The organism is Rahnella sp. 2050, from assembly GCF_040544515.1.
Lineage (GTDB): Bacteria > Pseudomonadota > Gammaproteobacteria > Enterobacterales > Enterobacteriaceae > Rahnella > Rahnella aceris.
Window position 1 is genome coordinate 303,102 of the sequence record NZ_JBEPKE010000001.1, and the last position, 24,825, is coordinate 327,926.

A 24,825-nucleotide genomic window follows, 5' to 3' on the forward strand; every position below is an offset into this window, starting at 1 on the left:
TCGCGCCGTCATTGGTGTCACGGAGGAAGTGAGATGTCCCATACCATTCGCGATAAACAGAAGCTGAAAGCCCGTACCAGCAAAATTCAGGGTCAGGTGGCGGCGTTAAATAAAATGCTGGATGAGCCCCATGAATGCGCGGCTGTTCTGCAACAAATTGCCGCGATCCGCGGCGCGGTGAATGGCCTGATGCGGGAAGTGATTAAAGGCCATCTGACTGAGCATATTGTTCATGAAGAAGATGTTGTGAAACGTGAGGCCGATCTGGACGTCGTACTGAGCGTGCTGAATTCTTACGTGAAATAACCTCCTGTGCCGCAGGTCTGATCACGCCAAAAGGGGCCGAAGCCCCTTCTTTATATTTCCGTCACTGAGTATCGCGATTAGCTTTTGACTTGTTTGGTGGCAAAACCTTTGTTTAGTTTGCGCCAGTACACCAGCCAGGTGATCAGCGCACAGACCACGTAAAACACCAGGAAGACTTTCATCGCGCCAGCCGGTGAACCGGTCAGCGCCAGTGAAGTCCCGAACGCTTTAGGAATAAAGAAACCGCCAATCGCGCCGATTGAAGAGATAAAACCGAGCGCCGCAGCAGTATCCGTCACCGCTTCACGCAGCGCTTCATCATCGCTGGCGCCACGCGCTTTAGCCTGGTCAGTAGTGAGTTTGCGGAAAATCACCGCAATCATCTGGTAGGTGGAGCCACTGCCCAAACCGGCCGTCAGGAACAGCACCATAAATACCGCGAAGAATGCCGGGAAGTTGCCGCCCGCGCCGCCGACCGGCAAGGTCAGGAACAGTAAACCGGCAAAAAACGCCATGACGATGTAATTCACCAGGGTTACGCGAATACCGCCAAGGCGGTCTGACAGCATGCCTCCCGCAGAACGCGCCAGCGCGCCAAAGAACGGGCCGAAGAAGGCGAATTGCAGGATGTTAACGTCGGGGAACTGGGTTTTAGTCAACATCGCAAAACCGGCGGAGAAACCGATAAATGAGCCGAAAGTCGCCAGATACAATATGCTCATGATCCACAGATGACCGCGTTTCAGCACCGGCAACTGCTGGCGGATTGAGGCTTTAGAAGACGCCAGATCGTTCATACCAAACCAGGCAGCAAGCGTACCGATGATCAAAAAGGGTACCCAGATCCACGCCGCATTTTGCAGCCACATGTCCGCACCGTTCGCCAGCGTTTGTTTATCGCTGAAAGCCGCAAACACACCCAGGGAGATGACCAGCGGCGCAACCAGTTGCATCACACTCACGCCCAGATTACCCAGACCACCATTGATCCCTAATGCGCCGCCCTGCTTCGCTTTCGGGAAGAAGAAGCTGATATTGGACATGCTCGAGGCGAAGTTTGCTCCACCGAAACCGCACAACAGCGCAATGATCAGGAAAACGTTATACGACGTGCTGGTATCCTGCACCGCAAAACCCAGCCACAGGCACGGCAGCACCAGAAACACGGTACTGATGGCTGTCCAGCGGCGGCCGCCGAACAGTGGGATCATAAAGGAGTAAGGCACGCGTAACAGTGCGCCGGACACGGACGGAATAGCGGTCAGCATAAACAGCTGATCCGTGGTGAAGTTAAAACCGACTTTATTGAGGTTAACGGAGACCAGACTGAACAGCATCCAGACGCAGAATCCCAGCAACAAACAAGGCACGGAAATCCATAAATTACGGCTGGCCACTTTATGCCCGGTCTTTTCCCAAAAGGCCGGATCTTCCGGACGCCAGTCCTGCAGCAGGCGTGACGGTTTTTCCGTCGGTGAAACTGATGTGTGTGACATGTGTACCTCGGTGGCAACGCATTGTTGTTGTAATGATTAAGTTATGTCGCACACACTAGGTAGAGCCCCGCTTCAGGATGTTGATACAAATCAACGCAATCGCAGGTGGATAATGCAGGAAAAATGACCATGAATCCTTTGTGAGTATCCGGTGAAAAAAGAATAAACTGCTAGTATTCATAAAGTTGATGAAGAAATATTCTTTCATCTAATGAAGGTATAAATCAGATGGAAATAAAGGAGTAACCATAAAGAGGTATAGGGAAACTTCCTCTGATCATAAAAAATGCCCACTCTGTACAGGCTGGCGTCAGCCCGGCACGGTATCCGCAGCTTTCGATATAGGTTCAGGAAATACTATTCATGTTTAAACGCGCACTGCCTTCTTTGTCGCTCATCAGCCAGATCACATTGCTGATGCTGCTGCTCGGCCTTCTGGGCATTGGCGGAATGAGCATGGCGGCGTGGATGGCGGGCAGTATCGAAGGCAACGCCCATGCGATTAATAAAGCAGGTTCACTGCGTATGCAGAGTTACCGGCTGTTGTCGCAGGTCCCTCTGAGCGAAACCAGTGCCCGTTATATCAGCCAGATGGAAGCTGACGAAAGCAGCGCCGATTTATTACAGGCGGTAGAGCGCGAAAACCTGCAACCGCAGTTTCTGGCGTTACGTCAGTACTGGCAAACTACCCTGCGCGACCAGCTTCTGGCGGCTAAGCATCCGCAAGATGTATCAGCCAATATCGCCGTATTTGTCGGCCAGCTTGATGTGCTGGTCGCCGCACTTGAGTACAAAACCGAATACCATCTGCAACAGATTTCGCTGATTCAGCGCGGGCTGGTGGCGGTCACTGTATTACTGATGGCGCTGACCATCTGGTTCCTGCGCCGCCATCTGTTAACGCCCTGGAAAAGCCTGCTCGCACAGGCCAGCGCCATTACCGCCGGGGATTTCAGCCACCGCTATCAGCGCAAACGTGTGGCGAATGGCGATGCGCATAATGAAATGGATATTCTCGGCGATTCGCTTAACAGCATGTCGCTGGCGCTGGCGGAGATGGTTGATAATCTGGCGCAGCGCGTGGCAGAAAAAACCGCCGACCTGCAACAAAAAAATCAGATGCTGGATTATCTGTACCGTGTGAGCCGTCAGCTTCACACCAGCGACCCGCTTGAGGTGCGCATGGAGCCGGTGCTGAAAGAGTTACAGTCACTGACTCCGCTGAGCGGCATTCAGTTGCGGCAATACGAAAATAACAGTGTGGAAGTGTTCAATGAATTTAGCCATGCTTCACCCCGTCAGCCTGACAGCCCTAAGGTCGGTGAACATGCGGATGACGGCGGCGAATCCCTGAGCTGGAGCCTGCGCGACGATCGTGAAAATTACGGTGTGTTGCTGGCACAGTTGCCGCCGGGCCAGTATCTGGATGACGATCAGCAGCAACTGCTACATACCCTGCTGGAACAGCTCACCAGCACCCTGATGCTGGCGCGTCAGGCAGAACATCAGCAGCAGTTAATGCTGATGGAAGAACGCTCAGCCATCGCCCGCGAACTGCACGATTCGCTGGCACAATCGCTGTCGTGCCTGAAAATTCAGGTGGCCTGCCTGCAAATGCACGCTGACACGTTCTCTGAAGAAGATAAAAATCTGTTGCAGCAAATGCGTGAGGAACTGAGTACCGCTTATCGTCAGTTGCGGGAACTGCTGACCACGTTCCGACTGACGCTCAATACTCCCGGCCTGCGTGCTGCGCTGCAACATACCGTGGATGAATTCTCGCGCCGCATGGGTTTGTCCATCGGTTTTGATTACCAGATCCCGCCGCGTTCCGTGCCGGCCAATCAGGGTATTCACCTGCTGCACATCGCCCGTGAAGCCCTGAACAATGTTTACAAACACGCTAACGCCACGCAGGTATCGCTTTCACTGCACTGTCATGACGGCGAAATCAACATGTGTGTTTGTGACAACGGCGAAGGCATTTCACAGGACGTCGAGCGACAAAATCATTATGGCCTGATCATCATGCAGGATCGCGCCAGTACCTTACACGGCAGCTGTCGGGTCGCCCGACGCCCGGATGGCGGCACAGAAGTCACGGTGCGTTTCCGTCCGGAAGCCCTGCCTGTCAATCCCCAGGAGCAAGTATGAACGACATCACCCCTTCCACTATTTTGCTGATTGACGATCATCCTATGCTGCGTAACGGCGTGAAACAGCTGATCGCGCTGGACTCGCGTCTCAAGGTCATTGGCGAAGCCAGCAATGGCGAACAAGGCGTTGAACTGGCGAAACAGCTCGACCCGGATCTGATCCTGCTGGATCTGAATATGCCGGGCATGAACGGGCTGGATACCCTCGACAGCATGCGCCAGACCTCGCTTTCCGGTCGTATCGTGGTATTCAGCGTGTCGAATCACGAAGATGACGTGGTGACAGCCCTGAAACGTGGCGCGGATGGTTATTTACTGAAAGATATGGAACCGGAAGATTTGCTGGCCGCGTTGCATAACGCCGCCGCCGGGAAGATGGTGCTGAGCGAAGCGCTGACGCCGGTGCTTGCCGCCAGCCTGCGTGAAAGCCGCCCGAGCGGTGACCGCGATATTCAGTCCCTGACGCCGCGCGAACGCGACATCATCAAACTGATCGCTGAAGGTTTACCGAACAAAATGATCGCCCGCCGGTTGAATATCACCGAAAGCACGGTGAAAGTGCACGTCAAACATCTGCTGAAAAAAATGAAACTCAAATCCCGCGTCGAAGCGGCGGTATGGGTGTTGCAGAGTAATGTGCTTTAACAAGGTGTTAGCCTTTAAACCCCCCTCCCTGCCTCCCCCTTCGCTGGGGGAGGAGCAAAAAGCCAGACCATCAGTGCAGTGGCTCGATCAGAAATTCAGCCCCGCGTCGTTGCCGTATTGCGGTTGCGCAGTCAGCGGCGGGGATACATTGAGGGTGATCCAGTTTGACGTCACTTTCTGCGATTTACTGTCTTCCACGGTCACCGACAGACGATAAATGTTGGTGGCGTCCGGGGAATCATCCCACGGCGGCACAATCACACTCCAGCCATCGGGATTACGGTTATTCGCGGGTGGCGTCAGGCTCAGCGCCTGCGTATCGCCCTGCCAGCTCAGCGCCACCACTGAATTCAGCGCGCGCAGTTGCAGTTTCAGCGGCACAGTTTCACCCGGCTGCAATGACCACGGCGGCGTGGCTAAAAACACCGACAAGGTTTTACGCTGTTTGAATTCCATCACCGGCATATTATTGCGATCGACCATGTCCATGCGGCTTCCGCGCAGCGAGCGCGCTGCCGCGACATTCCGGAAAGACAATTGTTGATCCAGCGGCACACCCAGCCGGTAATTGAGGGTCAGTTTCACCACATCCTGATTATCGCCATCCTGCCCGGCCTGATGCTCGGCCATCACCGTCACCAGCGGTACCGGTGTGTAATTCACGCCAAACGACACCGCCGAGGGATTACTCTGCCGCGTGCCGTTGCCGAACAAATCCACCTGATTACCGAAATACTGCTCATAACTCAGCGAAGCCCCCAACTGGCGATAGAAAGGTAAATAGCCTTTGGTGGTGATGTCATAGCCACGCGCCTGACGGCGCAGTTGCGCAGACGTACTGCTGTCGGCTTTATAGGACGAAAACGGATGATAATAATTGGTGGAGAAACGCAGGTAATCTGTCCAGGCTTCCGCGCCCAGACTGCCGCGCGTCAGCTGATGATCGAAATCATTATCCACAAAAGCGTTATATCCCAGCATCCACGCGCCGGTGTTGAAGCGCTGGCCCAGGCCGAAATTACCGACAGTGGCATCCGTCTCGCTTTGCAGGCCAATCAGGCTGTAAACCAGATTGGTTTGAGAATTATATAGCGGGCTGAAAAGCCGGCCGGAGCTGCCGTCAAGATTACGCCCGGTCATATCCAGTGAGGTGCTGACTGTTCCCAGCGGCGAAAGCAAACTGCTGGTTTCTTTTTGCACCAGTTTCGCGGCCTGACTCAACGCCAGCGTCTCCGCCTGCACACGCAGGGGATCATCGCTGTCCGTAGTGGTGGCTCCCAGCTCTTTCAGCGTGGTAGCAAGTTGTTTTTCAGTGGCCGTCGGTCCGGTATTGTTATGGATATACTGGCTGCCAAGGCTCGGTAACGTCTGAGACGGTTGGGTCGGGGTGCCATTGTTAAAGACAGAACTTTCGTCGCTGGCAGGCAGAAAACCGCTGAGGTTATAGCTGAGTGCGCCGTATTCGGTGGGTTCTGCCGTCAGCGCACTGGCGCTTACAGCATAGAAGGCGGTTCCCCCAGCCATCAGCAAAGAGGCGCAGGTCTTGCCTGCAAATCGCTTCAATAAATCAGAAAAAAAATCTGTGACGTCAGTCATACCTTACACATTTTGCCCGTAAGGTTTGATCTTACCGCACGGTCAGCATAATTCAACCTTCACGCCACGAACGGCCACATACATCATTTCCTTAAATGAAATCATGCCAATTCATTTCCATAGTGAATACATGGATGATTTGCCGTCACATCACAAAAAATATCACCTAAAATAACACCAGAGATATCATTGCACACATTTGATAACATTTTTAACAAACCAACCATTTATCTTTACAGTCTGTTTTCATTTATCCTTAGCAGGTTAACGATTATCCCGACGCCACCCGACTGCCCTGGCAGAGTGCGTCCGGACCTTAAAGTGATGTATACCAACAGGGAACATAAATGAGCAAAAAAACCTTGCCCGGCGTGACCCGCAGACAAATTCTCTCCTTCACGGCCGCCTCCGCAGTACTGGGTGCCGCCAAAGCCGCAAACGCGGTGACGCTCAAAGGCACGCCCGTGTGGAGCCCCTTTGACGCCAGCCCGCCGCCGCAGATTGAGACCGATGGCTGGGCGTTCTTCACCGACGCCGAAGCCGCTGCTATGGAAGCTATTGTTGACCGTCTGGTGCCCGCCGATGACCTGAGCGTGGGCGGTAAAGATGCCGGATGCGCAGTGTTTATCGACCGTCAGCTGGCCGGATTCTACGGCACTTATTCCCGCCTCTATATGCAAGGCCCTTTCCAGGACGGTACACCGGAACAAGGTGACCAGTCACCGCTGGTTCCGCAACAGCGTTACCGTCTTGGTCTGGCCGCACTGGATAAATACACCCGGTCACAGCATCAGAAATTATTCAAAGATCTGCCCGGTGACCAACAGGATCAAATCCTGTCAGGCCTTGAGAGTGGAAAAATTGCCCTTGATGGGATCGATTCCAAATTGTTCTTCGCCATTGCACTTAAGAACACGATGGAAGGTTTCTTCGCTGACCCGATTTATGGCGGTAACCGCAATATGGTGTCGTGGAAAATGCTGGGCTTTCCTGGCGCACGCTACGACTACCGCGAATATGTCGGCAAACATAACCAGAAACTCGATCTCGAACCGCTGAGCATTTCCGGCGGCGACGCATGGAAAATGAAAAGCTAAGGGCAGAACAATATTATGGCAAAAAAATTACCCAAAACCGACGTGGTGGTGATCGGACTCGGCTGGGCTGGCTCGATCATCGCCAATGAATTGTGCGACGAAGGTCTGAATGTGGTGGCGATTGAACGCGGTCCGTGGCGTGATACGGCGCGCGATTTCAACGTAGCCACCGTTACCGATGAATTGCGTTACAACACCCGTCAGGAACTGATGTTACGCACCCGTCAGAACACCATCACCATCCGCAACAATCCGGCGCAAACGGCTTTGCCGATGCGCGAATGGGGATCTTTCCATCCGGGTAACGGCACCGGCGGCGCAGGCAACCACTGGGCGGGGATCACCTTCCGTTTTCAGCCAGATGAATTCCGCCTGAAAAGCCATCTGACTGAACGTTACGGCGCGAACGCCATCCCGGAAGAGTTAGTTCTGCAAGACTGGGGCACCGACTGGGACGAAATGGAACCGCATTACGCCTCTTTCGAACGTCTGGCCGGGGTTTCCGGTAAAGCCAGTAACGTGAACGGCGAACATCATGACGGCGGTAACCCGTATGAAGGGATGCGCTCGATTGAATATCCGACCCGCCCGATGGATCAGCCTTACGGCCCGACACTGTTTGCTGAAGCCGCGCGCAATATGGGCTACAAAGCGTTCCCTGTGCCCTCTTCCCTGATTTCCGAGCCTTACACCAACCCGCTCGGTGTAAAAATGGGACCCTGTACCTACTGCGGCTTCTGCACCAACTACGGCTGCGCGAACTATTCCAAGGCCAGCGCCATCACTACCGTATTACCGGCACTGATCCGCAAGGAGAATTTCGAAGCCCGCACCAACTGTGAAGTGATGCAGGTGCTGACCGATTCCACCGGTAAACGCGCCACAGGTGTGGTCTATATCGACTCGTCCGGTGACGAGTGGGAACAACCGGCTGATCTGGTGATCGTCAGTGCCTTTACCTTCGAAAACGTTCGTCTGATGTTGCTTTCCGGTATCGGTAAACCCTATGACCCGGTCACCTTAAGCGGCACCACGGGCCGTAATTACGCTTATCAGACCGCCAACGGTGTGCAACTGTTCTTCGATGACAAAAACTTTAACCCGTTCATCGGTGCAGGCGCGGTCGGGATGGGCATCGACGATTTCAACAATGACAACTTCGATCACAGTGGTCTGGGCTTCTTTGGCGGTGGCAGTATCCGTGTCACACCCATCGGCGGTGCGCCCATCGGCTACCGCCCTGTTCCGCCGGGAACGCCGAAATGGGGCAGCGAATGGAAAAAAGCCACGGTCGCCAACTATCTCAGCTCGATGTCGATCGGCTGTGAGGCCAGCAGCTACACCACCAAAACCAACTATCTGTCGCTGGATCCGAACTATAAAGACCGTCTGGGTCGCCCGCTGCTGCGCGTGACCTTCGATTTCCCGGAAAACGATCTGAAAATGGCCGCGTATTGCACCGGTAAAGTGGCCGAAATCGCCAAGGCGATGAATCCGCGTCAGCTGGTCGCTAATCCGATGAAAGGCCACTGGAACGGTACGCCGTATCAGTCTTCCCACGTGGTCGGCGGATTTGTGATGGGCGCGGATCCGTCCACCAGCTCGGTAAACAAACATCTGCAAGTCTGGGATGTGCCTAATCTGTTTGTGGTCGGCGCCTCTGCCTTCCCGCAAAACCCTGGCTATAACCCGACCGGCACCGTCGGCGCGCTGGCGTTCAAAGCCGCCCATGCAATCCGTAACTACTATCTGAAAAAACCGGGAGAGATGATCGCATGAAAAAGTTAACCTCATTCTCACTCGGTTTACTGGCTTTGAGCATCAGCGGGCTGGCCCACGCGGCAGGCGACGGCTCTTTCGAACAGGTGGAACGTGGCCGGTATCTGGCAACGGTGGGCGACTGCGCCGCCTGCCATACCGCCTCCACGCCGGATGCCAAACCTTTCGCCGGTGGCGTACCGATTGAAACACCGTTTGGCCGTCTGGTCGGCGCAAACATTACGCCAGATGTGCAAACCGGTATCGGCAAATGGACGTTCGATGACTTCCAGCGCGCGATGTCCGAAGGTATCGGCCACGGCGGCAAACGTCTTTACGGTGCGATGCCGTTCACGGCCTACACCAAAGTAACCCGCGAAGATAACGCCGCCATTTGGGCGTATCTGCAAACCCTGCAACCGGTGCATCACGAAGTCGAGACTAACCAGTTGCCGTTCCCGTTCAACGTGCGAACCAGTCTGATGGGCTGGAACTGGCTGAACTTCACCCAAGGCGAATTCAAACCGCAGATGGATAAATCAGCGGAATGGAACCGTGGCGCGTATATCGTTGAAGGTCTGGGACACTGCGGCACCTGTCATACACCGAAAAATATGATTGGCGGCGACAAGGACAGCGAGTTCCTGCAAGGCGCAGTGGTAGAAGGCTGGGTCGCGCCGGACATCACCAGCAACAAGCACACCGGTGTCGGCAACTGGACGCAGGAAGATCTGATGCAATATCTGAAAACCGGGTCTAACCGTTTCGATATCGCTTCCGGTCCGATGGCGGAAGAAGTCACTAATTCGTCTCAGCACTGGACGGATGCTGATCTCAAAGCCGTGGCGGTGTACCTGAAAGACAGCGGTCATGACAGCGGCAGCAAAGCCCCTGCGCCGGTGAAAGCCGATGATAAGGCGATGGTGGCCGGGAAAAATATCTATGCTGACCGGTGTTCCGCATGCCATACGCCAGCCGGAAAAGGTCAGGAAGGTCTGTTCCCGCGTCTGGCCGATTCACCGCTCATCAACCAGACCAACGCCACGTCGCTTATCCGCGTGGTGCTGACGGGCAGCCGTCCGGTGGCTACCGACAGCCAACCGACCGCGCCGTCGATGCCATCGTTTGATGCCAACATGAGCGATGCTGATGTCGCTAACGTGCTGACGTATATCCGTAACAGTTGGGGAAATGCCGCCGCGCCGGTTTCTGCCTCAGACGTGAAAGAGTTACGCGCAGAACTGAAGAAATAAGCAGGGATTTGCTGAAATGTTAAAGGCCGCGAGAGCGGCCTTTATTTTGAATGCATCACGGAGAAATCAGTGCCGGGGAGGCATCTGCATAATCTGCACTAACAGATGATCATTATTCTGGTTTAATTGCACCAGATGTTTGCATTCTACTTTTATTGCAGTGAGCTGTTCTTCAGTCAGCGAGTACGGCAGATTAATATCAATGCTGTACATATTCTGCTGCTCAGCCAGTTCAATCAGCCGGACAATATTGGTCTCGTCGCTGACCTGGGTGGAAACTACCTGTAAGGCCAGTGCGCGCAACGCTTCCTGCCTGGATTTTTCTTTTTTCGAACGGGATTTCAGAACCATGCCAAAGAACGGCATCACGCCATAAATAGCGTCGACAAAACTCCATTTCTTTTTGCAGGATGCGGACAAGTATTCCATGTAGTCAAAGGATGCTTGTTGACTGCGCGCATCGGGTACCAGGCGGTTTTCATTCATCCCCTCTTCCTCTTCCTGGTCAGGGTCAATCAATTATTTAATCAATGTATAACGCCGAAGATATTCAGCTATATAATGGCATAATTCACTAACACTTTGCCAGTCGCTTCCGGTGCTTTCCGTAACGGAAACTGACATGTTCTATTACGCTAGCACGATAGCGTCGCCCTGCGGGTCACGCTATGCTAATCACCGGATTTCTTAAAGCAGCAAGCCAATGAATAAAATCGTTTTTGTAGAAGATGATGCAGAAGTCGGCAACCTGATCGCCGCCTATCTGGGTAAACACGATATCGACGTGCTGGTTGAACCGCGTGGCGATACCGCGCAGGCGCGTATTGAAAAAGAAAAACCCGATCTGGTTCTGCTCGATATCATGCTGCCGGGCAAAGATGGCATGACATTATGCCGCGATTTACGCCCGATTTTCCCCGGCCCGATTGTGTTGCTCACATCGCTCGACAGCGACATGAACCACATTTTATCGCTTGAAATGGGCGCCAGTGATTACATCCTGAAAACAACGCCACCAGCGGTACTTCTGGCCCGTTTGCGGCTGCATTTACGTCAGAGTCCGGCGCAGAATAGCCAAAATGAACAACCGGTTCAGACGCTCAAAAGCGGCAATGCCCTGCATTTCGGTCAGTTGTGCATCGACCCGGTTAACCGCGAAGTGACGCTGGTGGATGAAACGATCGTTCTTTCTACCTCCGACTTTGATTTGTTGTGGGAACTGGCAACACACGCCGGGCGCATTATGGATCGCGAAGCGCTGCTGAAAAACCTTCGCGGGGTCAGCTATGACGGGCTGGATCGCAGCATTGATGTCGCGATCTCCCGCCTGCGTCGCAAACTGTATGACAACACCCTTGAGCCATTTCGCATCAAAACCGTGCGCAATAAAGGCTATCTGTTTGCTCCCAACGCCTGGGAGACGTTACAGGAATGAAAAAGCTTTTCATCCAGTTCTTTCTGTTACTGCTGGTCTGTTTTCTGGTGATGGCGATGCTGGTCGGACTGGTTTACAAAGTCACCGCTGAACGTACCGGCCGTCAGTCCATGAACGATTTGATGAAAAGTTCGCTCTACCTGATGCGCAGTGAACTGCGGGAAATTCCGATTAAAGACTGGAACAAGACCATCAATACGCTGGATCTGAATCTGTCTTTCAAACTGCATATCGAGCCGCTCGGAAAACGCAAACTCAGCCCTGTGCTGGATCAACGTCTTAAAGACGGCGAAATTATTGCGCTTGATGACGAATACACTTTCATTCAGCGTGTGCCGCGCAGCCATTACGTGCTGGTGGTCGGCCCCATTCCGTACCTGTTTTATATGCATGAAATGCGGCTGCTGGATCTGGGGTTGCTGATCTTCATCGGTTTATCGCTGGCCCTGCCGGTATTCCTGTGGATGCGCCCGCACTGGCAGGATTTGCTGCGGCTGGAAAACTCCGCGCTGCGCCTCGGTAACGGCCATCTCGACGAACGTATTGATTTTGATTCCACCTCCAGCCTTAACCGGCTGGGCGTGGCCTTTAACCAGATGGCAGACAACATCAGTACGCTGGTCGCCAGTAAAAAACTCCTGATCGACGGTATCGCCCATGAGCTGCGTACGCCGCTGGTCCGCCTGCGTTACCGGCTGGCGATCAGTGAAAACCTGCCGGAGTCGGAACAAAATGCCATCAACCGCGATATCGGGCAGCTTGAAGCGCTGATCGACGAATTGCTGACTTATGCACGTCTGGACCGTCCGCAGGTGGCGCTTAACCTGGAAAAAGTCAATCTGGCCGAATGGCTGGAAGACAAAGTCGATGATTTCCGGCTGATCACCGAACGCACCATTCTCTATGACGCGCCGCAAAATGCCGATTTCGGCGGTGTGGATTTACGTCTGATGGAGCGTGTGCTGGACAATCTGGTCAATAACGGTCTGCGCTATTCACAACAGACATTGCGCGTCAGCCTGTGGTTAGACAGTGAACTCGCCTGCCTGCAGGTTGAAGACGACGGGCCGGGCATCCCGCCGGAAGAACGTACCCGCATCTTTGAGCCCTTTGTTCGCCTGGACCCGAGCCGTGATCGCGCCACCGGCGGCTGCGGGCTGGGGCTGGCAATCGTCCATTCCATCGCCGTCGCTTATCAGGGACGTATCGCCGTTGACGGCAGCCCGCTCGGCGGTGCCAGTCTGCGTTTCAGCTGGCCGGTAAAACCCACATTCAATCTGGCTGCAGAACAGCCTAATCACGAAAATCAGGAAGGGAGCCACAATGACCATCGCCTATAAAAAATTACACGACACCTTCGCCCGTTTGTCCCGCTTCGGCCATTTGTCGGCTATTGCAGGCTGGGATGCCGCGGCCATGATGCCACCGGAAGGCGGACAGGCCCGCTCGGAAGCGCTGGCTGAACTGAGCGTGCTGACGCATCAGATCCTCACGGCGAAACAGGTCGGTGAATGGCTGGAACAGGCCAGCGGCGAACAACTTAATGACGTTGAGCAGGCCAATCTGCGCGAAATGCGCCGTCACTATCAGCAGGCGGCTTTGCTGCCGGAAAGCCTGGTACAGGCAAAATCACTGGCCGGCGCACGTTGCGAGCAGGCGTGGCGTATCCAGCGTAAATCGAACGACTGGGAAGGCTTCTCGGATAACCTGAAAGAAGTGGTTAAACTGAGCCGTCAGGAAGCACAGTTGCGCGCCGAGGCTGCGGGCATCAGCCGTTACGACGCCCTGCTCGATTTATACGAACCGGGCATGACCTCACAGAAGCTGGATGTGCTGTTTGGCGATCTGAAAACCTGGCTGCCGGACCTGTTACAAACCGTGGTTGAAAAGCAAAAATCCGAAACCCGTATTGCGCCACAGGGGCCGTTTGACATCGAAAAACAGCGGCAGCTTGGTCTGAAAGTGATGGGTAAACTGGGTTTTAATTTCGATGCCGGTCGTCTGGATGTCAGCGCGCACCCGTTCTGTGGCGGGGTTCCGCAGGATGTACGTATCACCACACGTTACAATGAAAATGAATTCCTCAGCGCCATGATGGGAGTTATCCACGAAACCGGTCATGCACGTTACGAGCAAAACCTGCCAAAAGAATGGCTGGGCCAGCCGGTTTCCAACGCCCGTTCGATGGGTGTTCACGAATCACAAAGCCTGCTGTTTGAAATGCAACTGGGTTGCAGCGAGCCGTTCCTGAAATCTGTGTATCCGCTGGTTATCGAGCAATTCGGTCACCGTGAAGGGCTGGATGAAAGCAACTTTATGAAGCTGAACCAGCACGTCCAGCCGGGCCTTATCCGTGTTGACGCCGATGAACTGAGTTATCCGGCCCACGTCATTCTGCGATATGAAATCGAAAAAGCGCTGATGGAAGGTGAAATAGAAGTTGATGATATTCCGGCCCTGTGGAACAGAAAGATGAAGGAATATCTTGGCATCGACACTGTCGGCAACTACCGCGACGGCTGCATGCAGGATATCCACTGGACCGATGGTGGCTTCGGTTATTTCCCGACATATACCCTCGGCGCGATGTACGCCGCGCAGTTGTTCCAGACGGCTAACAAAGCCATTCCGACGTTGCAGGATGACATTGTCCGCGGTGACCTGACCGCCCTGTTCCAGTGGCTGCAACAGAATATCTGGCAGCACGGCAGCCGGTTCACGACAGATCAGCTGATGAAAAACGCGACAGGCGAAACGCTGAATCCGGCGTTCTTCCGGGCGCATCTTGAAGGGCGATACTTGTAGGCGGAAGGCGTGCGTTGTCGATTTTTTAAATATAAATCAATAAGTTGAAGTTTTCTTTAAAAGGGAAGTTGCCATTAATACCCCCTCCCCGCCTCCCCCTTCGCAGGGGGAGGAGCAAACACGTGGTCCGCTCCCTCCCCTGCGAAGGGGAGGGCTGGGGTGGGGTTTTAAAGCAAAATCAATAAGTTGAAGTTTGCATTAAACGCAAACACGCGATCCACTGCCCCGTAGCAACCCCATCGCTATATCCTCCAATTTCACCGTAATTTCCTGATTTTATTACGCCCCCCTCCTTTGTACATTCCGTTACACACCGAAACCAATCACTCACGGACAACCAGATCCAACACGCCTAGTATTCTTCATACCGGCCCCGCAGTGGGGTGGACACTTAAACAAAAATTCTGAGGAATTAAAGATGAAAAAAGTATTAGCTCTGGTTGTAGCCGCTGCAATGGGTCTGTCTTCTGTCGCTTTCGCTGCTGAAACTACTGCAACTCCGGCGCCAGCTGCTGCTGCAACTACCGCTGCTCCAGCACCTGCTGCCAAGCATGTGACTAAGCACAAAACTCACAAGAAAGTAGCTCAGAAAGCGCAGGCTGCTAAAAAACACGTGAAACACGCTAAGAAAGCGGCTCCAGTAGCTCAGAAAGCGCAGGCTGCTAAAAAACACGTGAAACATGCTAAGAAAGCTGCACCAGTAGCTCAGAAAGCCCAGGCTGCTAAAAAACACGTGAAACACGCTAAAAAAGCGGCTCCAGCTGCAAAAGCAACTCCAGCAGCATAAGTAGTCAGTAAAAGTCTTTGTGAGCGTATCTACTCACCATTATCAAGACTGATGATTTAACACCCGGTTCGCCGGGTGTTTTTTTCTCCGGTTTTCTATCTTGAGGTACTGATGGAAGATGCTGCGCCGCTACCTGTTCGAAATCACCCTGTGTTCCCTGATCCTTTGCGGTCTGATCACCCTGTTCTTCTACTTCTGAGATACCCCGCGATGACGCCCGTCATCGGCTCAAAAGGCTGAGTTACCAGACAAATATATCCACCACGAAACATAACCGTCTATAATCGTTCCATAATTACGGCTTCCCGGGTTCTCCCTGTTTTCAAGGTCAGAATGTTATGCGCATCGCGTTACCGCTGTTTTTGTGCTTTTTCTGTTTTACCGCCAGTACCCTTGTACATGCAGACTCTCCTGATGATGCAGATTCCGACACACCTTCCATCAGCATGAAAGAAAAAACGGCCCTTTTCTTTGGTCACGATCAGCGCACACCTGTGGCTGCGGCGGCGCACTGGCCATGGCAGGCCATCGGGCAGATTGAAACCGAGAGCGGCAATTTATGCACCGCGACGCTCATTTCTAAACATCTTGTCCTCACGGCGGGCCATTGTGTGCTGGCGCCTCCGGGCAAAATAGACAAAGTCGTGGCGCTGAGATTCATTTCTCATGATCAGAAATGGCGATATCAGATCACCGCATTACAAACGCTGGTGGATCCGAAATTGGGCAAGAAACTGAAAGCGGATGGCGATGGCTGGATTGTTCCGCCTAAAGCGGCACCGTTTGATTTCGCACTGGTTCGCCTGACAGATGAAAAGCTGGCATTGCCGATCAAACCCCTGCCATTGTGGGAAGGCTCCCGTGACAACCTGACCGCTCTGCTGAAACAGGAAGGCAGGAAAGTGACCCAGGCTGGATACCCGGAAGATCATCTGGATGATTTGTATGTACATCAGGATTGTCTGATCACCGGATGGGCGCAACCGGGTGTGTTATCGCATCGCTGCGATACTTTGCCGGGCGACAGCGGCTCACCGCTGCTGCTGAAAAATGCCGATGGCTGGTCGCTGGTCGCGATTCAAAGTTCCGCGCCAGCGGCACAAGACCGTTATCTGGCCGATAACCGTGCGCTGGCCGTTCCGGCCATCCGCGATGCCCTGAATACGCTGTCTTCCGGCGTGATCAGCGCCAGCACGCCGGTAACGACGCCCGCTCAGTAACCGTAAGCATCAGCATTTCAGAGCATAAAAAAACCGCCTTCGTGTATCAGGCGGTTTTTTAGTTTTGAGAACCGGTTAAACCAGTTGCTCCATGGTCTGCAAAATCCGTTTATCCGAAATCGGATACGGCGTGCCCAGTTGCTGAGCGAAATAGCTGACGCGCAGTTCTTCAATCATCCAGCGTATTTCTTTCACCTCATCACTTTGCTGACGCACCGGCGGCAGTTTGTTGAACCACTGCTGCCATTGCTGCCGGATGTTTTCCACTTTCAGCATCTGCGCACGGTCGCGGTGCGGATCCATTGCCAGTTTGTCCATCCGGCGTTCAATGGCCTGCAAATAGCGCAGCGTATCCGGCAGACGTTTCCAGCCATTTTGCGTCACGAAACCGCGATAAATCAGGCCGGACATCTGGGTTTTGATATCTGAAAGCGCCAGCGCCATGTTGATATCGATCCGTCCTTTCAGCCGTTTATTGATGCTGAAAACGGTCGTCAGAATTTGCTCCACCTGAATCGCAATCTGCACCACCGTATCATTCAGGTTGGCGCGCACATGCTCATGCAGTTTTGCGAAATCTTCTTCACGCCACACCAGCCCGCCGGACTCCGCAATCAGTTTGTCGATGCCGCAGGAAATGCAGTCGTCAATCAGATCCAGTACTTTGCCATACGGGTTAAAATACAGCCCCAGCTTGGCTTTGTTCGGCAACTTCTCATGCAGGTATTTGACCGGTGAAGGAATGTTCAGCAGCAGCAGGCGCCGCATCCCGCTGAGCATCGCCTGTTGCTGTTCCAGTTCACTGTCAAACAGGCGGATCGCTACGCTGTCTTTCTCATCCACAATCGCCGGATAAGCTTTTACTTCATAGCCGCCGCGCTTTTGTTCGTAGCGTTCCGGTAAGGTACCAAAGCTCCAGACATGCAGATCGCGTTGTTCGATACCGTCATCAGCCACCGCAGAAAGCGTTTGCTGAACCTGCTCTTTCAGGCCAGATTTCAGCGCGGCCAGGTCTTTGCCCTCGCGCAGCGTTTTGTTTTTATCATCGACAATGCGGAACGTCATTTTGAGATGATCGGGCACCTGATCCCACTGCCAGTCTTCACGTGACACCGTCACGCCACTCATCTTACGCAGTTCCTTTTCCATCGCATCCAGCAACGGCATCTCGAACGGTTTGATGCGCCCGAGCAAGGCATCCGCGTAATTTGGCGCAGGCACAAAATTGCGGCGAACGGGTTTTGGCAGCGATTTAATCAGCGCCATGATCAGATCACGACGAATGCCCGGGATCTGCCAGTCAAAACCTTCTTCACTCACCTGATTGAGCAGCGGTAAAGGAATATGTACCGTTACGCCGTCAGCATCGGTACCCGGCTCAAACTGATAGGTCACGCGCAGTTTGAGATTGCCCTGATGCCAGAAGTTCGGGTAATCGTGAGCGCTGATATTGCCCGCGCCCTCTTTAATCAGCATGCTTTTTTCAAAGTTCAGGCTGTCCTGCGGCTGCGTTTTCCACCAGGTATCAAAATGACGCGCCGACACCACTTCCTGCCCGATGCGTTGTTCGTAGAACAGGAACAGGGTTTCGTCATCAACCAGAATATCGCGACGACGGGATTTGTGTTCCAGTTCTTCGACCTCGGTGCGCAGACGCAGGTTAGCGCGGAAGAACGCATGACGGGTCTGCCAGTCGCCTTCCACCAGCGCATGCCGGATAAACAGTTCCCGTGACACGACCGGATCAATCGTGCCGTAATTCACCCTGCGTGCCGCCACAATCGGCAGGCCGTACAGCGTGACTTTTTCCGTCGCCATCACCGCGCCCTGGGCTTTTTCCCAGTGCGGCTCGCTGTAACTGCTTTTCGCCAGATGCTGAGCCAGCGGCTCGATCCATTCCGGTTCGATACGCGCGGCAATACGCCCCCACAGGCGGCTGGTTTCCACCAGTTCGGCGACCATCACCCATTTCGGCGGTTTTTTGAATAATCCGGAGCCAGGGAACACCGCAAAACGGGCATTGCGTGCACCGGTATATTCCTGCTTATCGGCATCTTTCTGGCCGATATGCGACAGCAAACCGGTCAGCAATGCGCAATGAACTTCGCGGTATTCAGCGGGCAGGCTGTTCACCGGCAGCCCCAGTTCTTTCACTACCTGACGCAACTGGGTGTAAATGTCCTGCCACTCGCGCACGCGCAAATAGTTGAGGAAATCGCTGCGGCACAATTTGCGGAACTGTGCAGAAGACAGCGCTTTCTGCTGCACCTGCAGGTGATCCCACAGGTTTACGAATGCCAGGAAATCAGAGTCTTTGTCGGCAAAGCGACGATGTTTTTCATCGGACGCCTGCTGTTTTTCCATCGGACGCTCGCGCGGATCCTGAATCGACAGCGCGGCGGTAATGATCATCACTTCACGTACGCAGCCGTTTTTCTGTGCTTCCAGCACCATGCGCGCCAGACGCGGATCCACCGGCAACTGCGCCAGTTGACGACCGAGCGGTGTCAGCGTATAGCGACCATCGACGGCGTTATTAATGGCGTTCAGCTCTTCCAGCAGACGGACGCCATCCTGAATATTGCGTTTGTCCGGCGCCTCAACAAACGGGAATGCAGCGATATCACCCAGCCCCAGCGAGGTCATTTGTAAAATGACGGAAGCCAGATTGGTGCGCAGAATTTCAGGGTCGGTAAATTCCGGGCGCGAGAGGAAATCCTGCTCGGAATACAGGCGGATACAGATACCTTCGGAAACACGTCCGCAGCGGCCTTTACGCTGGTTAGCCGACGCCTGCGAAACCGGTTCGATCGGCAGGCGCTGCACTTTGGTGCGGAAACTGTAGCGGCTGATACGCGCGGTGCCGGGATCAATGACATATTTGATACCCGGCACGGTCAGCGAGGTTTCGGCGACGTTGGTCGCCAGCACGATACGGCGACCGGAGTGCGACTGGAATACGCGGTTCTGCTCGCTGTTCGACAGCCGCGCATACAGCGGCAAAATCTCGGTGTGAGGCAAATCCAGACGGTTCAGCGCATCGGCGGTATCACGAATTTCACGCTCACCGCTCATGAAGATCAAAATGTCGCCCATGCTTTCGCGACCGAGTTCATCGACCGCATCGAAAATCGCCTGCAACTGGTCACGATCCACATCATCTGCGTCATCCACAATCGGGCGATAACGCACGTCAACCGGATACGTCCGGCCGGAAACTTCAATGATCGGTGCATGATTAAAATGACGCGAGAACCGCTGCGGATCGATAGTCGCCGAGGTAATAATGACTTTCAGATCGGGGCGTTTTGGCAGCAACTGACGCAGGTAACCGAGGATAAAGTCGATATTCAGGCTGCGTTCATGCGCTTCATCGATGATCAGCGTGTCGTACTGCATCAGCATGCGATCCTGCTGGATCTCCGCCAGCAAGATACCGTCGGTCATGAGCTTAACGAGGGTGTTTTCACTGACCTGATCGTTAAAGCGAACTTTATAACCGACCGTGTTACCCAGCGTGGTATCCAGCTCATCGGCAATACGGTTGGCCACAGTACGCGCCGCCAGACGTCGCGGCTGAGTATGACCAATCACGCCTTTAATCCCGCGACCGAGTTCCATACAGATTTTCGGGATCTGTGTGGTTTTACCGGAGCCGGTTTCACCTGCGACAATCACTACCTGGTGATCGCGGATAGCGTTATAGATGTCTTCTTTCTTCTGGCTGACCGGCAGGTTTTCCGGATAGCTGATTTTTGGCCGTGAGGCTTCACGGGCACTGACTTTCTTCAGGCTCTCGTTGATGGCGGTCTGGATTTCAGCACTTAACGCGTCGAGTGCTTCAGGTTTATCAATCTTTCTGGCACCCTGCAAACGGCGTTGCAGGCGTTGCCGGTCACGTAGCATCAGCCCGTCTAACTGCGCTGATAATGCCGCGAGCGGTGATTTCACGTTCACAATTCCTTGTTGCATGTCAGCCGGAGAGCAAAACGTCTGCGCCAGCTGAATCTGAATGGGTGATGAGGAAGGTTTAAGCCTTGCCTGCTTGTGTCTATGTTAACACAAGGTATTGAACATGCTGAAAACGGGTGATTACGCCGCAGGATTAAAGTTGTTCAAAAAAATCGATGATAGGTCTCTAAATATTGCGCTATCACTGAATAAGCTTTGTGAATAAAGTAAGTTCCATTCGGGGGACGTTCTGGTTATAAAAAACCATTCCCTATGTATCACACAGTTAAGGAACTCACTAATGAGCAAAGTACTCGTTCTGAAATCAAGCATTCTGGCTAACTTCTCTCAGTCAAATCAACTGGCCGATTACCTGATTGCACAGTATCAGTCTGCAAACAGCGGTTCTGCCGTGACAGTTCGTGACCTGGCGGCTAACCCAGTCCCTGTATTAGATGGCGAACTGGTTGGCGCACTGCGTCCTTCCGATGCACCACTGACGCCACGTCAGGAAGAAGCACTGGCGCTGTCTAACACCCTGATTGACGAACTGCAGGCGCATGACGTGATCGTTATCGCTGCACCCATGTACAACTTCAACATCCCGACTCAGCTGAAAACGTATTTCGACCTGGTTGCCCGTGCTGGCGTGACGTTCAAATACACCGAGAAAGGCCCTGAAGGCCTGGTGAAAGGTAAACGCGTTATCGTTCTGACCAGCCGTGGTGGTATTCATAAAGACACCCCAAGCGACCTGGTTGCCCCATACCTGTCTCTGTTCCTGGGCTTCCTGGGGATGAGCGACGTAGAATTCGTTTACGCGGAAGGTATTGCTTACGGTCCTGAAGTGGCGACCAAAGCACAGACTGATGCGAAAGCAGCAATCGATGCCGCCATCAAAGAACTGGCTGCTGCATAATTATCGTTATCACAATCTGAGCACCCATTCACTTAAGAATCTGTCCGTTCCGCTCAGATGATGTTGTGATAAAGCTATTGCGCGCTGAAAGGCGCGCTTTTTTTTGCCTGCGATCCTCTGCTTACTTCTGCAACCATTTACCGTTGATGCCCCGCACATATTCGCCCTTCCCGGCACGGGCGACCAGCTTTTGTCCGGCCAGTCTGGCGACATCGTCGGTACTGACGTTATTGTCCCGCGCCACCTGTTCGTATTGCTGTTTGCGCCCCTCGTTAATTTTTGTCGCCAGCGCGACACTGTCGGCGTCTTGTTTCAGCGGTGCCAGATAGCCGGACAAGGTTTCGCCCACGCGCCCTTGCTGTTTGGCTTCATTGAGCGTTAACGCGAACGCCTGACTGCAAAACAGTAAACCACCCGTCAGTAACATCAGGCTGATTCTCCTGATGCTGTTCTTATTGAAAAATATCGCGGACATAGTGGCTCCTAGAATAAATCGCTTTGATTCTTCAACAGATTTTCCACGTCTTTATCCACTTTGATATGGATCTCGTGTTCGATTTTCACGTTCATGTTGATGGTGATCGGCTCTTTCGGCGCGGCCAGTTCGATACGCGGCACGCAACCGCTGAGCATCATTACGCAAAGCGCCACGCCCGGGCCGACAACTCGCAATTTCATTGTTCCTTCCTCACTGTTGGATCCTTTTTCTGTCCCGCCGCAGACGGATTTTTTGACAGCGCATCAGCAGGCAAAGACATCTGCTGTTGCAGCCATTCCTGAAGATTGTCGCCAAAACGCAAACTGCGCCAAAGCTGATAGATATTTTCCTCATGGGAATAATTGAGGACGATTTCACGTTTTTCTTTATCGCCACCGTGCGTCGTGTCGGTGTAATTCACACCGTCAACTTTAGCCTTCATGGTCAGCACACCAAGATTATCCAGACTGACCTGCGCATCGGAACGGCTGATTTCCAGATAGCGCAGCAGGCCAATGACCATATTGTTGGCGAAATTGCCGCTGGCCATTGCATCGGCAAATTGCGGGTCGAGGCGCAGCGTCAGGCTGCCGTCGTTTCTGATCCAACCGTTATGAATGATCCACTGCGGATTTTCCACATACAGCGGCAACTCACCATAAATCACACCGGACATCGCCAGTTGCTTGGGTTTCAGCGCAGTAAACAGTTCGCTGAGATTGATTTTTTCCAGCTTCAGCACAGCCGCATCATGCTGCGGCATACGCAGCGCCGACAAGCTGAGATGACCACGCAATATATCGACGCCGAGATTGCTCAGGGTCAGTGGCGTTTGTTCACTCCACGGATAATGTCCCTGTAAATCGGCCGTCACGTTCTGCATTTTGACCAGATTGTTCACTTCGCCGATACGCAGCGTCACCGGCTTTTTCACGCCGAGCTGCCAGACCTGATCCTGAAGGCGATACGGCAGGCTGAAATCCAGCCCGCTCAGGTCGCCGTCTTGCATCCAGAAGCCCCCGTTTTTCACCACCCAGTGACCACCCGCGACAAATCCCTGCCCGCGCGCGGCCGAAAATGCCGACTGCGCATAGAAGGTTCCTTCACGTAATTTGATGTTCAGATCCGGCGTGAGAAGCGGCTGGAACGCGGTCAGTTGCTGTTTCGGCCACCAGCCTTCCCCGCGCAGACGTTCGCCATCCCAGCGCCCGTTGAGCCGGATCGGGCCGATCGGTTTGGCATCCAGCATCCCGCGCATGATGAAACTGTCCGGGCTGCCACCGCTGAGCTGTAACGTCAGCGTGGCGGGCGGCAGATAGCCGCCGTTCGCCAGCGAAATCTTCTTCGCCACCAGTCTGATGTCCCCTTTAAACGCCGTTGGCTCATCAGGATACTGCGGTTTGAAGCGGGCGGATGGCGGACGTTTCCAGATCAAAGGGTGTTCGAGCGTAAGGCGCGGCGCATCGACATCTGCCAGCCCGTAATGCAGGCGGTCAAAGCCCGTCGAGAGCGAATTAATGCTGATCAGATTGTCGTGCCACTGGCCTTTGCCAGACATGTCCCAGCGGCCGTTCAGTGGCGGCAGATGCCCGTTGCCCCAGTAATTGAAATTCCACAACCCAATGTCCGGCCAGAACGCCAGCGATTTCCCGCTGAGATGCAGATCAAACGCGCCCCAGAAACTGTGACGTGCTTTGAGGATCGCTTGCAACGGCCCGCTCACGCCCTCTGCGGAGACTTTGACCCCCGCCAGTGGCCAGCGCGCATCGCTGATGGTCAGTTCCGGCGTCGGCTTACCCCACGCCCGTAACAGCGAACCGCTGCGCAATGAAAGCGTCGGGTTAAGCACCGAGCCGCTGAGCTGACCGGGCAATGACGCACTCAGAGACGTGGTCTGTAAATTTGCCTGACCGGTCAGGCGGAAACCTAAATCGCTGTCGAGTAAACCAATGCGTCCCGGCCCGAGCGTCAGCACCACGTTGGCCTTGCCGTTGTGGCCCTGCGTCAGCACATTCAGCCTTGCGGTAATGTGGGTCTGATCAAACGCCGGTGACCAGTCGCTGAGCGTCAGATTTACGCCCCCTGCCAGGGGTTGTGCGGCATAAGGCCAGCGCCATTGTCCCTGCGTGATCTGTAATTCGTTATTGTTGAGTTTCCATGGCAGCATCGCCAGAGGCTGATCACTGCCCTTTTCGGTCAGCGTCAGAATACCGTCGGTTACCTGCCAGCTCAGCGTAATGTCCAGCGGCTGAGGCACCTGCGCCGTTTGCATTTCGGCGTGCAGTTCGCCGGATTCAGGCAGATGATCGAGATTCGCTGGCAGCAGCAGTTTACCGCTGAGCGTCACCGGCTGCGTACTGCCCGGCGGCGTCAGACTGAATGAACGGATGGCAAGCTGACGGTTACCGTCAAGCACGGCGTCAAGTTTCAGGGCATCGCCATTCACAGAAAGATGTTGTACGCCGTCCAGATTACTGAGCTGCACACTGGCAGCGTAATGCTGCCACGGCGTCACAGAAAGCTGGCCGATACTGACGTCACCGGCAGGCAGGAGTTGCTGTATCTCTGCGAGGGAAAGCGTTGACTGACTTTCGCTTTTGGGCAGTTTTGCCAGACAGGCGGTATCGACCGTCAGCGCATCAAGCTTCAGCGCCCATTGGCCGGTGTTATGACTGAGGCGGGCATTTCGTGCCGTCGCGAGCGTGCAGTCCCCGGCCTGATAGCGCACGCCCGGCAGTTGCAGGACGCCGTACGACCAGTGCGGAGAACCACTCAGCACCAGTTGGGTTCCGCCCGGCAACCAGTGGCTGGCAACAACGGGCAACCAGCGCGGCACGGTTTTCCATAACACCCACAACAGCAGCGCAATAATCACCACTATACTCAGGAGTATCTGCGCGCTTTTCTTCAGTCCGTTCCTCAT

At 54.1% G+C, this 24,825-nt stretch carries 20 protein-coding genes; 13 read left to right on the top strand and 7 right to left on the bottom strand.

Annotation, left to right across the window (positions count from 1 at the left end; all coding sequences use genetic code 11):
• Nucleotides 1-33 precede the first annotated feature (33 nt).
• Nucleotides 34-306, top strand: a complete 273-nt coding sequence (gene rcnR / locus ABIC79_RS01285; RefSeq protein ID WP_013575420.1) for a Ni(II)/Co(II)-binding transcriptional repressor RcnR — start codon at nt 34-36, stop codon at nt 304-306.
• Between the two features lie 77 nt (nt 307-383).
• Here rcnR and ABIC79_RS01290 read toward each other — a convergent pair whose 3' ends face one another.
• Complete coding sequence (locus ABIC79_RS01290; protein WP_354566481.1) at nt 384-1,802, bottom strand: NarK family nitrate/nitrite MFS transporter; 1,419 nt, start codon at nt 1,800-1,802, stop codon at nt 384-386.
• A 363-nt stretch (nt 1,803-2,165) separates the two neighbouring features.
• Here ABIC79_RS01290 and narX point away from each other — a divergent pair, with 363 nt between their 5' ends.
• Nucleotides 2,166-3,956, top strand: coding sequence for a nitrate/nitrite two-component system sensor histidine kinase NarX (gene narX, locus ABIC79_RS01295; RefSeq protein WP_013575417.1), 1,791 nt, complete (start codon nt 2,166-2,168; stop codon nt 3,954-3,956).
• A complete protein-coding gene (narL, locus tag ABIC79_RS01300) occupies nt 3,953-4,603 on the top strand; it encodes a two-component system response regulator NarL (RefSeq protein ID WP_013575416.1) in 651 nt (216 codons plus the stop codon). Before narX ends, narL begins: the two co-directional genes overlap by 4 nt.
• A gap of 87 nt (nt 4,604-4,690) precedes the next feature.
• On the opposite strand, the gene ABIC79_RS01305 is transcribed toward narL, so the two are convergent.
• Entirely contained in the window at nt 4,691-6,199 is a 1,509-nt protein-coding gene (locus tag ABIC79_RS01305) for a YchO/YchP family invasin (protein ID WP_354566482.1), read from the bottom strand.
• Nucleotides 6,200-6,546: 347 nt separating this feature from the next.
• On the opposite strand from ABIC79_RS01305, the gene ABIC79_RS01310 reads away from it, so the two are divergent.
• The 3 genes from ABIC79_RS01310 to ABIC79_RS01320 are packed head-to-tail and all read left to right on the top strand — an operon-like array spanning nt 6,547 to nt 10,307.
• Nucleotides 6,547-7,296, top strand: a complete 750-nt coding sequence (locus tag ABIC79_RS01310) for a gluconate 2-dehydrogenase subunit 3 family protein (RefSeq protein ID WP_013575414.1) — start codon at nt 6,547-6,549, stop codon at nt 7,294-7,296.
• Between the two features lie 15 nt (nt 7,297-7,311).
• Entirely contained in the window at nt 7,312-9,075 is a 1,764-nt protein-coding gene (locus ABIC79_RS01315) for a GMC family oxidoreductase (RefSeq protein ID WP_013575413.1), read from the top strand.
• Nucleotides 9,072-10,307 carry a c-type cytochrome gene (locus ABIC79_RS01320; protein WP_037033954.1) on the top strand — a complete coding sequence of 412 codons (1,236 nt, stop codon included), beginning with the start codon at nt 9,072-9,074 and terminating at the stop codon, nt 10,305-10,307. The genes ABIC79_RS01315 and ABIC79_RS01320 overlap by 4 nt, the downstream gene beginning before the upstream one ends.
• Before the next feature lie 66 nt (nt 10,308-10,373).
• Here ABIC79_RS01320 and ABIC79_RS01325 read toward each other — a convergent pair whose 3' ends face one another.
• Nucleotides 10,374-10,793 carry a hypothetical protein gene (locus ABIC79_RS01325; RefSeq protein ID WP_013575411.1) on the bottom strand — a complete coding sequence of 140 codons (420 nt, stop codon included), beginning with the start codon at nt 10,791-10,793 and terminating at the stop codon, nt 10,374-10,376.
• Nucleotides 10,794-11,010: 217 nt separating this feature from the next.
• On the opposite strand from ABIC79_RS01325, the gene rstA reads away from it, so the two are divergent.
• The 6 genes from rstA to ABIC79_RS01350 all read left to right on the top strand — a co-directional run bounded on the left by rstA (nt 11,011) and on the right by ABIC79_RS01350 (nt 16,554).
• Entirely contained in the window at nt 11,011-11,742 is a 732-nt protein-coding gene (gene rstA / locus ABIC79_RS01330) for a two-component system response regulator RstA (protein ID WP_013575410.1), read from the top strand.
• Nucleotides 11,739-13,082 (top strand): two-component system sensor histidine kinase RstB, encoded by a 1,344-nt coding sequence (rstB, locus tag ABIC79_RS01335; protein WP_013575409.1) that lies wholly within the window; start codon nt 11,739-11,741, stop codon nt 13,080-13,082. The genes rstA and rstB overlap by 4 nt, the downstream gene beginning before the upstream one ends.
• Nucleotides 13,066-14,547 (top strand): carboxypeptidase M32, encoded by a 1,482-nt coding sequence (locus ABIC79_RS01340; protein ID WP_131637634.1) that lies wholly within the window; start codon nt 13,066-13,068, stop codon nt 14,545-14,547. The genes rstB and ABIC79_RS01340 overlap by 17 nt, the downstream gene beginning before the upstream one ends.
• A gap of 418 nt (nt 14,548-14,965) precedes the next feature.
• Entirely contained in the window at nt 14,966-15,334 is a 369-nt protein-coding gene (gene asr / locus ABIC79_RS01345; RefSeq protein WP_015697278.1) for an acid resistance repetitive basic protein Asr, read from the top strand.
• A 118-nt stretch (nt 15,335-15,452) separates the two neighbouring features.
• Entirely contained in the window at nt 15,453-15,533 is an 81-nt protein-coding gene (gene ydgU, locus ABIC79_RS25600) for a small membrane protein YdgU (protein WP_455567028.1), read from the top strand.
• A 139-nt stretch (nt 15,534-15,672) separates the two neighbouring features.
• Entirely contained in the window at nt 15,673-16,554 is an 882-nt protein-coding gene (locus ABIC79_RS01350; protein ID WP_217216574.1) for a trypsin-like serine peptidase, read from the top strand.
• A 75-nt stretch (nt 16,555-16,629) separates the two neighbouring features.
• Here ABIC79_RS01350 and hrpA read toward each other — a convergent pair whose 3' ends face one another.
• A complete protein-coding gene (hrpA, locus tag ABIC79_RS01355; RefSeq protein WP_112152481.1) occupies nt 16,630-20,505 on the bottom strand; it encodes an ATP-dependent RNA helicase HrpA in 3,876 nt (1,291 codons plus the stop codon).
• Between the two features lie 301 nt (nt 20,506-20,806).
• Between hrpA and ABIC79_RS01360 the strand changes: the two genes are divergently transcribed.
• Nucleotides 20,807-21,424 carry an FMN-dependent NADH-azoreductase gene (locus ABIC79_RS01360; protein ID WP_013575404.1) on the top strand — a complete coding sequence of 206 codons (618 nt, stop codon included), beginning with the start codon at nt 20,807-20,809 and terminating at the stop codon, nt 21,422-21,424.
• A gap of 121 nt (nt 21,425-21,545) precedes the next feature.
• On the opposite strand, the gene ABIC79_RS01365 is transcribed toward ABIC79_RS01360, so the two are convergent.
• From ABIC79_RS01365 to ABIC79_RS01375, 3 genes are read right to left on the bottom strand one after another with little or no spacing between them, the layout of a single operon-like run.
• Nucleotides 21,546-21,899 (bottom strand): YdbL family probable chaperone protein, encoded by a 354-nt coding sequence (locus ABIC79_RS01365; RefSeq protein ID WP_354566483.1) that lies wholly within the window; start codon nt 21,897-21,899, stop codon nt 21,546-21,548.
• A gap of 8 nt (nt 21,900-21,907) precedes the next feature.
• Complete coding sequence (locus tag ABIC79_RS01370) at nt 21,908-22,102, bottom strand: YnbE family lipoprotein (RefSeq protein ID WP_013575402.1); 195 nt, start codon at nt 22,100-22,102, stop codon at nt 21,908-21,910.
• Complete coding sequence (locus ABIC79_RS01375) at nt 22,099-24,825, bottom strand: YdbH family protein (protein ID WP_354566484.1); 2,727 nt, start codon at nt 24,823-24,825, stop codon at nt 22,099-22,101. Before ABIC79_RS01375 ends, ABIC79_RS01370 begins: the two co-directional genes overlap by 4 nt.